This window comes from Pseudonocardia wallangbongensis, assembly GCF_054486945.1.
Map to the genome: position 1 here is coordinate 81,171 of NZ_JBRERS010000010.1, position 12,296 is coordinate 93,466.

Annotated in this window: 14 protein-coding genes; 6 read left to right on the plus strand and 8 right to left on the minus strand. The window is 72.6% G+C overall.

From position 1 onward, the window contains the following. Positions 1 to 47: 47 nt before the first annotated feature. Together ACU436_RS30370 and ACU436_RS30375 are read right to left on the minus strand one after the other, a co-directional pair. Positions 48 to 494, minus strand: a complete 447-nt coding sequence (locus ACU436_RS30370) for a nitroreductase family deazaflavin-dependent oxidoreductase (protein WP_459030434.1) — start codon at positions 492 to 494, stop codon at positions 48 to 50. Between the two features lie 103 nt (positions 495 to 597). Continuing rightward, positions 598 to 1,200: a DedA family protein gene (locus ACU436_RS30375; protein ID WP_459030435.1), complete on the minus strand. Its 603-nt coding sequence runs from the start codon at positions 1,198 to 1,200 to the stop codon at positions 598 to 600. A gap of 177 nt (positions 1,201 to 1,377) precedes the next feature. Here ACU436_RS30375 and ACU436_RS30380 point away from each other — a divergent pair, with 177 nt between their 5' ends. Further along, on the plus strand, positions 1,378 to 2,187 hold the full coding sequence (locus ACU436_RS30380; protein ID WP_459030436.1) for a serine protease: 810 nt from the start codon (positions 1,378 to 1,380) through the stop codon (positions 2,185 to 2,187). A gap of 4 nt (positions 2,188 to 2,191) precedes the next feature. On the opposite strand, the gene ACU436_RS30385 is transcribed toward ACU436_RS30380, so the two are convergent. Further along, a complete protein-coding gene (locus ACU436_RS30385; protein ID WP_459030437.1) occupies positions 2,192 to 2,926 on the minus strand; it encodes an alpha/beta fold hydrolase in 735 nt (244 codons plus the stop codon). A gap of 148 nt (positions 2,927 to 3,074) precedes the next feature. Between ACU436_RS30385 and ACU436_RS30390 the strand changes: the two genes are divergently transcribed. Then, positions 3,075 to 3,479, plus strand: coding sequence for a DoxX family protein (locus ACU436_RS30390; RefSeq protein ID WP_459030438.1), 405 nt, complete (start codon positions 3,075 to 3,077; stop codon positions 3,477 to 3,479). Between the two features lie 75 nt (positions 3,480 to 3,554). On the opposite strand, the gene ACU436_RS30395 is transcribed toward ACU436_RS30390, so the two are convergent. From ACU436_RS30395 to ACU436_RS30405, 3 genes are all read right to left on the minus strand, one after another. Beyond that, the gene (locus ACU436_RS30395) at positions 3,555 to 3,863 is read right to left on the minus strand and encodes a hypothetical protein (protein ID WP_459030439.1); all 309 of its coding nucleotides are present in this window, start codon (positions 3,861 to 3,863) and stop codon (positions 3,555 to 3,557) included. 273 nt (positions 3,864 to 4,136) lie between these two features. Continuing rightward, complete coding sequence (locus tag ACU436_RS30400) at positions 4,137 to 5,357, minus strand: RNA polymerase sigma factor (protein ID WP_459030440.1); 1,221 nt, start codon at positions 5,355 to 5,357, stop codon at positions 4,137 to 4,139. A gap of 6 nt (positions 5,358 to 5,363) precedes the next feature. Next, positions 5,364 to 5,714: a YciI family protein gene (locus ACU436_RS30405; protein WP_459030441.1), complete on the minus strand. Its 351-nt coding sequence runs from the start codon at positions 5,712 to 5,714 to the stop codon at positions 5,364 to 5,366. A 94-nt stretch (positions 5,715 to 5,808) separates the two neighbouring features. Here ACU436_RS30405 and ACU436_RS30410 point away from each other — a divergent pair, with 94 nt between their 5' ends. Continuing rightward, entirely contained in the window at positions 5,809 to 6,465 is a 657-nt protein-coding gene (locus ACU436_RS30410) for a class I SAM-dependent DNA methyltransferase (protein ID WP_459030442.1), read from the plus strand. Between the two features lie 155 nt (positions 6,466 to 6,620). Here ACU436_RS30410 and ACU436_RS30415 read toward each other — a convergent pair whose 3' ends face one another. Continuing rightward, positions 6,621 to 9,305 carry an ATP-binding protein gene (locus ACU436_RS30415; protein WP_459030443.1) on the minus strand — a complete coding sequence of 895 codons (2,685 nt, stop codon included), beginning with the start codon at positions 9,303 to 9,305 and terminating at the stop codon, positions 6,621 to 6,623. A 106-nt stretch (positions 9,306 to 9,411) separates the two neighbouring features. On the opposite strand from ACU436_RS30415, the gene ACU436_RS30420 reads away from it, so the two are divergent. From ACU436_RS30420 to ACU436_RS30430, 3 genes are read left to right on the plus strand one after another with little or no spacing between them, the layout of a single operon-like run. Continuing rightward, a complete protein-coding gene (locus ACU436_RS30420) occupies positions 9,412 to 9,969 on the plus strand; it encodes a cysteine dioxygenase family protein (RefSeq protein WP_459030444.1) in 558 nt (185 codons plus the stop codon). A 26-nt stretch (positions 9,970 to 9,995) separates the two neighbouring features. Next, positions 9,996 to 10,565 (plus strand): dihydrofolate reductase family protein, encoded by a 570-nt coding sequence (locus tag ACU436_RS30425; RefSeq protein ID WP_459030445.1) that lies wholly within the window; start codon positions 9,996 to 9,998, stop codon positions 10,563 to 10,565. A gap of 13 nt (positions 10,566 to 10,578) precedes the next feature. Next, positions 10,579 to 11,019, plus strand: coding sequence for a VOC family protein (locus ACU436_RS30430; protein WP_459030446.1), 441 nt, complete (start codon positions 10,579 to 10,581; stop codon positions 11,017 to 11,019). Positions 11,020 to 11,026: 7 nt separating this feature from the next. Here the strand turns inward: ACU436_RS30430 and ACU436_RS30435 are convergent, their stop codons facing one another. Continuing rightward, complete coding sequence (locus ACU436_RS30435; protein WP_459030447.1) at positions 11,027 to 12,289, minus strand: hypothetical protein; 1,263 nt, start codon at positions 12,287 to 12,289, stop codon at positions 11,027 to 11,029. Positions 12,290 to 12,296 lie beyond the last annotated feature (7 nt).

Below are 12,296 nucleotides of genomic sequence, written 5' to 3' on the forward strand. Positions count from 1 at the left end.
GGAACGGGGAGCCTCCGCCGGCTTCGGTTGATCTTCTTGTCGGGGGCTCAGCGCAGGCGGAACACCGGGTAGCCGGGGGCGATCCCGAGCAGGGTCTCGTCGGACGCGGTGTGGTCGACGCCGTCGAAGAACACACCCACCTCGAACTTCCAGCGCCGCAGGTAGGCGCGCAGGATCTCGGGCTTGTCGGCATCGGCCAGCTCGTCGGCGGCGAAGACCTCGGCCCGTCGGCCGAGCCGCAGCTCCCCCGTCCCGCCTGCGGCCCGCAGGTTGCGCACCCACTGCGTGTGGCCCCGCGGGGCCACCAGGTACCGGGCGCCGTCGTGCGTGAGCAGGTTGACCGGCACCGTGCGCCATTCGCCACTGCGCCTGCCCCGGACCGCGAGTACCCGGGAGCCCCAGATGCTCAGCCCGCGGGCGGTGAGCCAGCTGACGGCGGAGTTGAACAGTCCGGCTCCGCGGCCGGCCTCGACGTAACGCGGGTTGGCGCTCATCACGATCTCCTGATCCGATTCGAGAGCAGTGCTCTTGTTGGAGATGAGTGCACCAGAGTGCGTGCTCCATGTCAAGAGCAGTGCTCTCGTTTCGCGACGAACCTCAGGAGGCGACGGGGACCCTGTTGCGACGCACCTTCGCCACGAGCGCGAAGCCCGCCGCCGTGACCAGCGCCATCGCCACCCCCGCGAACAGGCTGAGCAGCGGGTCGCCCCCGGTGACCGGGCCGAGCGCCAGGCCGATCAGCAGCATGTAGGCGCTCCACGCCGCCGAGCTCACGATCGTCCACGGCAGGAAGCGCCGCACCGGCAGGCCGAAGAGGCCGGCGGCGGCCGTGCTCACCAGGCGCCCACCCGGGATGAACCGCGCACCGACCAGCACGATGCCGGGGCGCCGCAGCATGTGCTTGCGCACCCACGACGACACCTCGTGCTCGGTGTCGAAGGTGCGCGACACGAGCCTGTGCGAGCAGCGGCCGAGCCAGAAGACCACGGCGTCGCCCAGCACCGAACCGGCCAGGGCGGCGAGGAAGAGCCCGAACACCATCCCCACGTCACCGCCGCCGATCGCGGTGGTGGCCGCGGACATCAGGATCGTCTCGCTCGGGAGGACCGGGAACGGCGCGTCGACCGCGATCATCACGACGAGGAGCGGCAACAGCCACGAGCTGCGCAGCACCGCGTCGCACACGGCCAGGACGTCCAAGTCGATGTCCTCTCGGTCGCGCTCGCCCGAGAGCGGGGGCGGGGAGCCCGTCCAGCCTTCCAGATCCCGCCCGACGCCGTCAGTGCGGTCCCCGTCACTCCGTCGCGCGACGAGGACGGCGCAGGCCGGGAAGTCGATCTACGCTCGCCGCGTCCGCCGCCCGTCCAGGAGTGATCCGTGATCCTTCGCCGCATCATCGTGCTCGGCGCCGCCGCCACGGCACTGGCGCTCGTCGGCGGTCCGGCGCACGCCGCACCGGCCGCCGGCGCCCCGATCACGCCGGGCGCGCTGATGATCAGCCCCGTGGACGAGCACGTCACGAGCTCGTGCACGGCGGCGTTCGTCTTCGCCGGCGGCGCCACGACCTACCTCGGTTACGCGGCACACTGCGCGGGGGCGAGCGAGTCGATGGGGCTCTCCGGGTGCGAGGAGCCGACGCTCCCGCTCGGCACCGACGTCACGATCGTGGGAAACGACGGATCCCGCGCGTCCGGCGATCTCGCCTACACCTCGTGGGGGACGATGCAGCAGCGTGGCGAGTCGGATCCCGACCTGTGCCTGCACAACGACTTCGCCCTCGTCGAGCTGAAACCGGCCGACGCCACGCGGGTGGACCCCACCGTGCCCGTGCTCGGCGGCCCGACGGGGCTGGACTCGGACGGCACGGTGCCCGGCGAGCCGGTGGCCAGCTACCAACCGCAGATCGGCCCGACGAGCGTCAAGCAGGGGCGCAGCCTCGGCACGAGCGGCGGCGGGCTCGCCCACCGGGTCGAGACCACCCCGCCGGGGCGCCCCGGCGACTCCGGCAGCGGCTACCTCGACGGCGACGGCCGCGCCTTCGGCGTGCTCTCCACGCTGTTCACGGACGGCAGCGCCACCAACGGCGTGACCGACCTCGCTCACGCGCTCGACTACGCCAACACCTTCGGCGGGATCGGCCGGGTGGCGCTGGTGCCGGGCACGGAACCGTTCCGGCTACGCGACTGAGGGGTCAGGAGGACAGGAAGCCCTCCACCAGCGGCGAGAGCACGTCGGTGCGGAGCAACAGCTCGGTGTGCCGCGTCCTCGGAAGCACCGCGAGCCGGGCGTCGGGGATGAGCTCGAGCATCTCGGCGGCGTGCTCGATGCGCACGAAGTCGGTGTCGCCGATCACGAGCAGCACGGGCGCGGCGATGCGCCGCATGTCGTCGGCGGTCCACCCCGGCGCGGTGTGCACGACGCCGTTCAGCTTCGCGGCGAAGGCCTCCCAGCCGTCCGGGTGCGGGGCCACGCGCCGGTACTCCCGTTCCATCTCGGCGAACTCCGCCGGTGTGGGCATGCGCACCGAGCCGGGCTCGGAGAGGTCGTGGTAGCCCTCCGGCCGGTACTGCGTCGCGGCGAGGACGAGCCGGTCGACCCGGTTCGGGTGACGCAGGCCGATCTCGACCGCCACCAGGCCGCCGAGGCTGAACCCGAACACGTCGGCCCGCTCGATGCCGAGGTGGTCCAGCAGCGCGGCGACGTCGTCGGCGAGGTCCGGGTAGGTCGGCATCCGGTCGATGTCGGCGGTGCGGCCGTGCCCCTGCAGCTCCACCGCGATCACCCGGTGGGAGGCCGCGAGCAGGGGAATCAGCGCCCCGAACGATATGTCGATCGTGTGCAGGCCGCCGTGCAGCAGCACCAGCGGGTGGCCGTTGCCGTGCTCCTCGTAGTAGAGGTCGAGTCCGTTGACGGATGCGATGGTCATGCCCTACCGACCGCGATGCGCCTCCGGACTCATCGGAACTCGTCCACCTTCTTCCGCGCCCACTGCGCGAGCTCCCCGACCGATGAGTTCCACCGTGCGCCCCGGTCCTACCCCCGACAGCACGAAAGCGCCAGCTTCGGAGGAACCGATGACCACCGCCGCCCCGACCCGCTCCCGAGCCGCCCACCGCGCCCTGTGGGTCCTGCAGATCCTGCTGGGCGTCTTCTTCGTCGTGGCGTCGGCCGCACCGAAGTTCTGGGGTGACCCGTACGCCGTGCAGATCTTCACCGAGATCGGCGCCGGGCAGTGGTTCCGCTACGTCATCGGCGCCGTCGAGCTCGCCGGTGGCATCGGCCTGATGGTGCCGCGGCTGGCCGGGCCGGCGGCCGTCGGCCTGATGGCCCTGATGGTCGGGGCGGGCTACACGCAGGCGGTGGTGCTGGGTGCGCCGGCGATGGTCCTCACCCCGGTCATCTTCTTCGTGCTGGCCGCCGCGATCGCATGGGGCCGTCGCGACTCGATCGCCGCTTGGCTCCCGGGACGGGACCGCTGAACCGGACCGCGAAATCGAGAAACGGGCACCCCGGCCGGGGTGCCCGTTTCTCGACACGCATTTCCGGAATGCGGGTCAACGTTTCGCCGTCGCCTCGCACTTGATCGGGGCGTCGCCGACGGTCGGGTCCGACGAGCCGGTACCGAGGACGCCCAACAGGTTACCCAGCCCGAGCGTGGCGGTGACGTCCGGACAGACGTTCAAACCGTTCAGCACGTTGAGGTCACCGAGGTTGAGCAGGCCGTCCTGTGGCGCGTCGTCACCGGTGATGACCTGTTCCGAATCCTCGTCGCCCTCCGGCGACTCACTCGCGTTGGCGAGCGGGGCGAGCGCCAGCACGGCCGCCAAGCTCGCGGATACGACGATTCCTGCTTTCTTCCACACCTTCGTCTCCTGAATGGGTGAATGTGTGCGGTCGTAACTGACAGAAGGAACGCTAACCGCGCCTCCGCCGCCCCTACCACGGGTGTCCCACCATCGTGTACCCGAATCGAGGCCCCGCGTTTGCCGCTCGACCGACCAGGGAAGCGGAATCACTTCCGACACTCTTCGTGATCAACTCCTTCGGATTCCCCGGAATTCCGCCGGCCCACCATCACGCTGCGTGGCGGACGGGCTCCCCTCCGCGCGAGCGATCTTCCCGGCGCGTCCGGGTGATCACGAACCGCCGAGCTCGGCCCGCCTCCGGCGCAGGAACGCCCGCTCGGCCTCGTTGCCGGCACCGTCGAGCGCGGCGTCGTACGCCCGGCCCGCCTCCGCGGCACGGCCGAGCCGGCGCAGCAGATCCGCCCGCACGCCGTGGAACAGGTGGTGGTCGCCGAGGTCCAGCGCGTCGACGAGCCGCAGGCCCGCGGCGGGCCCGTCGACCTCGGCCACGGCGACGGCCCGGTGCAGCGCCACCACGGGACTCGGCGCCACCGCGAGCAGCTGGTCGTAGAGCACGACGATCTGGCGCCAGTCCGTCGCCTCCGCGTCGGGGGCGTCGCTGTGCACGGCGTTGATCGCGGCCTGGATCTGGTACGGCCCCGGCCGCCCGCGGCGCAGGCACTGCCGGACCAGCGCCTGGCCCTCGGCCACGAGCCCGCGGTCCCACCGCGAACGGTCCTGGTCGGCGAGCAGCACGAGGTCGCCGCTCCCCGTGGTGCGGGCGGGCCGCCGGGACTCGACGAGCAGCATCAGCGCGAGCAGGCCGACGGCCTCCGGTTCGTCGGGCATCAGCTCGACGAGCACCCGGCCCAGCCGGACGGCCTCGGCGCACAGGTCGTCGCGGACGAGCCGCTCACCCCCGCTGGCCGTGTAGCCCTCGTTGAACACGAGGTAGACGACGGCGAGCACCGCGCGCAGCCGGTCCGGCAGCTCCGCCTCGTCCGGCACGCGGTACGGGATCCGGGCCTTGCGGATCTTGCCCTTCGCCCGCACGATCCGCTGCGCCATCGTCGGTTCGGGCACCAGGAACGCGCGCGCGACCTCGGCCGTCGTGAGGCCACCGAGCAGCCGCAGCGTCAACGCGACCTGGGCAGCGGTGCCGAGCGCGGGGTGGCAGCAGGTGAAGATCAGGCACAGCCGGTCGTCGCGCACGGCGAGCTCCTCGTCCGGCTCGTCGCTCCCGGGGTGCAGGAGGGCTGCCTGCGCGTGCCGGTCCGCGCGGGACGCCTCGCGGCGGAGGCGGTCGATCGCCCGGTTGCGGGCGGTGGTGATCAGCCAGCCGGCCGGGCTGGGCGGCAGGCCGGTCTCCGGCCAGCGCTGCACCGCCGTGGTGAAGGCGTCCTGCACCGCCTCCTCGGCGACGTCGATGTCGCCGAGGACGCGGGTCAGCACCGCCACCGCCCGCCCGTACTCGCGGGTGAAGACGCGCTCGATCTCGGCGGTGGAGAGCACGGCCCGTCAGCAGGTGCCGAAGTGCAGCGGCCGCACCTCGATGGGGAGCGTGATCGCCCGCGCCAACTTGCGGCCCCACTCCAGCGCGACGTCGAGGTCGGGCGCCTCGATGATCGTGAAGCCCCCGAGGTGCTCCTTGCCCTCGGCGAACGGGCCGTCCGTGACGAGCACCTCGCCCTCCTGGGCCCGCAGCACGGTGGCCGTGCCGGGGTCGTGCAGGCCGGCGGCGAACACCCACGCCCCGGCGGCGCGCATCTCCTGGTTCACCGCGTCCAGGTCCCGCATGATCGGGTCGAGGACCTCGGGCGGCGGCGGGTCGCCGGCGGGCTGGTAGATGCTGAGCATGTATCGGGTCATCGTCTCTCCTCTTCCTGGTGGTTCACCCTCCACACGAACGGCCGCTCCCCGGATCGACAGATCCTGTCGGACTCCCTCACTACTGTCCGCCCCCGTGACCGAGCCTGCCTTCCTCACCTCCACCCGGGCGTCCTACGACGCCGTGGCCACCGACGCTGCCGAGCGCTGGAAGGACGAGCTGGCCGGCCAGCCGCTGGACCGGGCCGTCCTCGCCACGTTCGCCGAGCTCGTGCTCACCGCGGGCGGCGGGCCGGTCGCCGACATCGGGTGCGGCACCGGCCGCGTCACCGGCCACCTGCACGGCCTCGGCGTCGACGTCTTCGGGATCGACCTGTCCCCGGGAATGCTGGAGCTCGCCCGCCGCGACCACCCGGGGCTGCGTTTCGACGTCGGCTCCATGACCGCCCTGGACGTGCCGGACGCCGCCCTCTCCGGCGTCATGGCGTACTACTCGACGATCCACGTCCCCGACGACCTGCTGCCGCGGGTGTTCGCCGAGTTCCACCGGGTGCTGGCGCCCGGCGGCCACGCGCTGCTCGCGTTCCAGGTCGGCGACGAGCCCCTGCGGATGTCCGAGGCGTGGGGCCACGAGATCTCCCTGGTGTTCCACCGCCGTCGCCCCGAGCAGATGAGCGCGCTCCTCGCCGCCGCGGGCCTGCCCGTCCACGCCCACGCGGTGCGCGAGGCCGGCGCGGGCGAGCGCACCCCGCAGGCCTACCTGCTGGCCCGCAAGCCGCCCACCGGCGGATGATGCCGCCCATGGACGCCGACGAGGCCGCTCCGTCGGATGATCGCCCGCCACACACCAACTGTGGTGCTCGCACATCAACTCCAGTTGGTGTGCGAGCACCGAAGTTGGTGTGTCACGCGCCGGCCGGCAGCAAGCCCTCCGGGCTGACAACGCCCCTATCCGAGCTGTGCCAGCAAGGCTTGCGTGGCGTTGCGTTCGGCCTGCGCGTCGAGGTCATCCCATGCCGCGACGGCACCGGCCAGCGCCGCGCGGTCGTTGTGGAGGCGCCCGCGGGCACGGGTGAGGCAGGCCCTCGCCCACGCGTTCTCCTCGGCGTACGGGGTGGCGGCCGCCATCCGCGCTTCGGCGTCGGGCAGCCGGGCCGCGACGGCCAGTTCTGCGCCCGCCGCTCGTGCGTAGGCCAGGTAGGGGTCGAGCGGGTCGTGGACGGCGAAGGCCCTGCGGACGAGCAGGTCTGCGTCGACCTGTGGGTGGTGGACGGCGAGGCTGGCGTCCACGAACGCGGCGACGGCAGCCGTGCCGAGTGCGCAGCCGGCCGCTGTGCTGAGCGCGTTGCCGGCCACCTGCGCGGCGCGGGACCGCCACAGCGCGACCGATCGGGACTTCTCGAGCATGGCGCCGGCCAGCACGGTTGTGCACACCGCGGGCAGCATCCACAGCGGCGCCGGGCGACCGGCCCGTTCCCACCGGTCCCACATCCGCTCGGCGTGCCCGATCGCGTCGTGGAACCGTCCGGTCAGTGCGAGGGGCACGACCATGCGACTCGCGGTGATGTGGGTGTCGCGCAGCAGATCGTCGTCGATACCCGCCTGCGCCGCGGTCATCGCGCTGCGCAGGTCTCCGGCCATGATCGCGTAGATGCAGGCCCGGCCGTAGGTGTTGCAGATCTCGGGCGCGCAGTAGGGGTCGTTGCGGTCCATGGCCGCCAGCAACTGCAGGCGCTCGCGGGTGATGCGGTTGGCGTCGCGCAGCCGTCCGGCGAGCAGCGCCGCGGTCGCCGCAGCACACAGCGCTGAGCTGACGAGTACGGGATCGCTGGTCGCCCGGGCGGCGGCGACGGCGGCCGCGGCGAGCTCGGGGTCGGGCGCACCCTGGTTCGGGCCGGCCAACCACGATCGGGCCACGGCGATGCACGCGGCGACCTCGGGGTCGTTGCCGGGTGCGACTGCGACGGCGGCGCCGAGGAGGCCGCGCAGGTGCTCACGCGGAACGGGTGTCTCGAACGCCTCGGGGAACCGGCAGGCCGTCTCGACCGCGCGGGCCAGGTCGATGACCCGGCCACGGTCGTCGCCGGCCCGCTGCGCGTGCTCGGCCGCCTCCAGCAGCAGTTCGTAGACGTGCTGGTTGGAGGTGGTGCTCACGTGGGCGCACCCGGCGCCCGCCCGCAGAGCACGTGCCGCCACGGCGGCGCTGGTCGCGACCGCGGCGGCGGTGCGGTGGTGCGCGAAGGACTCCAGGAGGTGCCGGCGCGCGAAGGTCAGGTGCGCCAACGCGCTCGCCAACCGGTGCGTCTCCTCGTCCGGACCGCCGGCCGCGGTCAGCGCGGCCCGCAGGTCCGGGGCGATGGCATCGAACTCCTCCCGCCATCCGTGATCATCGAGCCGGCCTTCCACAGCGCTCGCCGCGTCGGCGGCCCAGCGAAGGTGCCGGGCCTGCGTCTTGTCCTCCTCGCCGGCGGCGGACAGCTGCGCGATCGCGAACGCGCGGACCGTCTCCAGCAGGCGCCAACGGCTCACCGAGCCGCGCACGTGCACCACGAGGCTCTTGTCCACCAACCGGCCCAGCTGGTCGGCCACGCGGGCGCGGTCCCCGCCGACGGCGACGGCGGCGTCGATGTCGAAGGCTCCGACGAACGCCCCGAGCCGCCGGAACAGCGCTTGCTCGTCCTCGTCGAGCAGGTCGTAGCTCCAGGACAGGACCGCGTGCAGCGATCGATGCCGCTTCTCGCCGCCCCGCCCACCCGAAAGCAGCCGCAGCGCGTCGTCGAGCGCGGCGAGCAGTCCCGTGGGGCCCAGGGACGCGCCCCGGGCCGCGGCCAGCTCGATCGCCAGGGGTAGGCCGTCGAGGCGCGCGCACAGCGTGGCGACCCCGGCGGGTTCGGCCACGAACCGGGGGTCGGCGGCCAGCGCCCGCTCGCAGAAGAGCCGCTCGGCGTCCGAGCCCAGCGGCAGCGAGTCGACCGGCACGCTGTGCTCGGCCGGGATGCCCAGCCGCTCACGGCTGGTCACCAGCACGTGCACGCCCGGGCAGGCGGCCAGGACGCGGTCGACGAACTCGGCCGCCTCGTCGATCACGTGCTCGCAGTTGTCCAGTACGAGCAGGAACCGCCCGGTGCCCAGCCGCGCCGCGATCGCCTCGTCCAGCGGCTGGTGGGAGCCCTCGGTCACCCCGAGCGCGGTGGCGACGGCCCTGGCCACGAACCCGGCACGCACCGGCACCAGGTCCACGAACGCCCCGCCGGACGGGAACAGCGCGACGGAGTCCTCCGCGGCCACTGCGGCCAGGCGGGTCTTGCCCACGCCGCCCGGGCCCTGCAGCGTGACCAGCCGAACGTCCTCGATCGCCGCGGCGACGGCCGCGCGCTCGGCGTCGCGGCCGATGAACGTCGTGGCGAACACGGGCGGGCCGGTCAGACGGCCCTGCTCGCGCACCCCTGAACGGGCCAGCTCGGCCAGCGCCCACCGGTCGGCCACCCCGTACTTGCGCAGCAGCGACGACACGTGGCTTTCCACCGTGCGCACGGAGATGTGGAGCCGGTTCGCGATCTGCGCGTTGGACAGCCGCGCACCGAGCGCGGTGAGCACCTCGGCCTCCCGCTCGGAGATCCGTTCCGCCGGCATCGGCCCCCTTTCCGTGGCGTCGTCCGTGGTGGTCTGCGGGCGCCACGGATGTGCGCAGGCCGCCTCCCGGCGGACGCTCGGAGCATCCACCAGAGACGAGGACGCCATGAGCACCCTAGCGATGTGTCGCACCGCAGAACTCGACGAACTGGTCATCGCGGTGCGCGCAGCGATGGCCCGCAGTGCCGGTTGGAGCGACACCGCGAGCCGGGTGGCTGCGGCGCTGCGCGAGAACCTGCCAACGCCTGACCTGATCCCCGCGGACCTCCTCGACGGTGAGCCGGGCTCCTACCGCAGCCGCCGCCTGCACGTCGAGCCGGACGGTTCGTTCTCGATGGTGGCGATCGCGTGGCAACCCGGGGCGCTCACCCGCATCCACGACCACGTCACGTGGTGCGTGTTCGGCGTCCTGGCCGGGGTCGAGCACGAGGACCTCTACACGCTCGCCGACGACGGCACGACCCTGAGCGAGGCCGGCAGCACCCGGAACCCGACCGGTTCCGTCAGCGGTTTCGCCCCGCCCGGCGACATCCACCGGGTTCGCAATGCCGCCGGCACCACCGCCGTGTCCCTGCACGTCTACGGCACCGACCTGAACCGCATCGGCTCCAGCGCTCGCCGCTACTACGACGTCCCGATCCGTCCCACGGACCACCGAAGCTGACAGCAGACATGAAGGAGATGGAGAACATGCGAAAGCTCGTCGTCCAGCAGTGGGTGACCGTCGACAACATCGCCGCGGAGGAGGACGGCGGGCTCAGCTTCGTGTCGGGTGAACCGTTCGACGACGAGGTCACCGACGACCCCTTCAAGAACAACCTGATGGGCTTCATCGACTCGGTCGACACGATGATCCTCGGCGCCAACACCTACAACCAGACCAAGGACTACTGGCCGCACGCCGCCGACCAGGGCGAGTACGGCGAGAAGCTCAACGAGCTCAGCAAGTTCGTCGCATCGTCGAAGTTGCGCGACGCCCCCTGGGGCGACTTCCCCGCCGCGACCGTGACGCGCGACCCGGCAACCACCATCCGCGAGCTCAAGGAGCAGAGCGGCAAGGACATCTGGCTGTGGGGGAGCCTGACGCTCATGCGCTCCCTGCTGGACGCCGGCGTCGTCGACGAGATCCGGATGCTGGTCTGCCCGGCGTCACGCGGCAAGGGAACGCGCATCTTCGGGGATCGGCAAGACCTCGGGCTGGTCGAGGCGACGGGGTTCGAGAACGGCGTGGCACTTCTGCGCTATGAGATCAAGAAGTAGGCGGGGAACCACGATGACGATTCAGCGGATGGACAACGTCAGCATCATCGTCGACGACCTCGAGGCTGTTGCTGCGTTCTTCGTGGAACTGGGCATGGAGGTGGAGGGAAAAGCGCTGGTCGAGGGGCCCTGGGCGGCACGTGTCGTCGGGCTCGACGACCAGCGGTCCGACGTGGCGATGATGCGGACCCCGGACGGCCACGGCCGGATCGAGCTGGCGAAGTACCACACACCGAAGGCGATCGCCGGCGTGCCGGCGGACGCCCCGATGAACACGCTGGGCATTCGCCGCATCATGTTCGCGGTCGACGACATCGACGACGTCATCGCCCGCCTGCGCACCCACGGCGCCGAACTCGTCGGCGAGGTGGTGCAGTACGAGGACACCTACCGGCTCTGCTACCTCCGCGGCCCCGAGGGCATCGTCGTCGCACTGTCCGAGCAGCTCGGCTGAGGCGCGCTCACCTCGCCGCCTCGGCGGCCGCCCAGGGCAGGAAGCCGTCGAGGAACCGCTCGGTGGCCGGCATGAAGTGGCTCCCGTAGTGGTGCATCGGGTCGAGGGTGGCGACCACCAGGGTGCCCGGGGTGCTCACGCGGTCGACGTAGAGCAGCGCCTCCCCGGTGGGCAGCGTGACCAGCACCTCCGCGCCGTCGGGCGGGGTGAGCACCCCGTGGTAGTGCCAGGCGCAGTCCCGCAGGGTGAGGTGGTCGAAGAGGGGGTGCTCCGGGTCGGGGGTGCGCAGCCCGAGGTCGGCGCCCGGCTCGAGCCACCACCAGAAGTTCGTCGGCCGGTGCTCCCAGCGGACGCCCGGCAGGAACGCCGGCACCGGTTCCCCACCGGAGAAGGCGAACACGGTGCCGCCGGCGTCGAGCAGGTCGGAGATCGGGCCCGCGGCGGCCCACAGGGCGTCGTGGTGCAAGCGCTCGGGGATGATGAGGCCGTCGAGCTCGGTGAGATCCGCGTCGGCCAGTTCGGGCAGGTAACGCAGGCCGCCGGAGACGTGCGTCGCGTACTTGGGGGTGGTCAGCGCGCGGTGGTGCGGCGCGGAGCCGCCGTAGACCGCGGCGAGGCCGCCGCCGCTCGCGGAGAGCGCGCCACCGGCGGGCTGATCGGCCGGCCCGCGTGCGCCCGCCACCCGCCGTGCCCGCGCCTCACCCCGCGCCCACTCGACGAGCTGGCCGGTGAGGCGGCTCGCGGTGTTGCCGGAGCCGTCGTAGCCGAGCAGGTCGCCGCTCGCGTGCACGACGATGGTGCCGCGCGTCGACGCGCGGTCGACGTAGGTCACCGGCTCGCCACCCGCGAGCCGCACGAGCACCTCGGCCCCCGGCGGAAGCGGGTGGTGCCCGCGGGCGAAGAACCCGGCGACGCCGCGCCGGAACGTCAGGTCGTCGGGCTCGACGCCGGCGAAGATCGGGTGCTCGGCGATCCAGCCGACCCGGTAGGCCTCGAGCGACGGGCGCGGCAGCGGGACGAACGCCGACGCACCGGGCAGCCAGTCGCGGTGCAGCTGCCCGCCGAACAGCAGCACGCCACCGCCGTCGAGGTAGTCGCGGATCACGCCGCGGTGGCGGGCGAGGTGCTCCTGGTCGGCGGTGGCGGGGACGACGAGCAGCGCGAAGCGGCTCAGGTCGCTCCGGTCGATGGCGTAGCAGTCCACCCGGTCGCCGAGGTCGGAGCGGCCGGGGGCGCGGATGTCCATGTCGAGCAGCGCGACGTCGCGCACGGTTCCT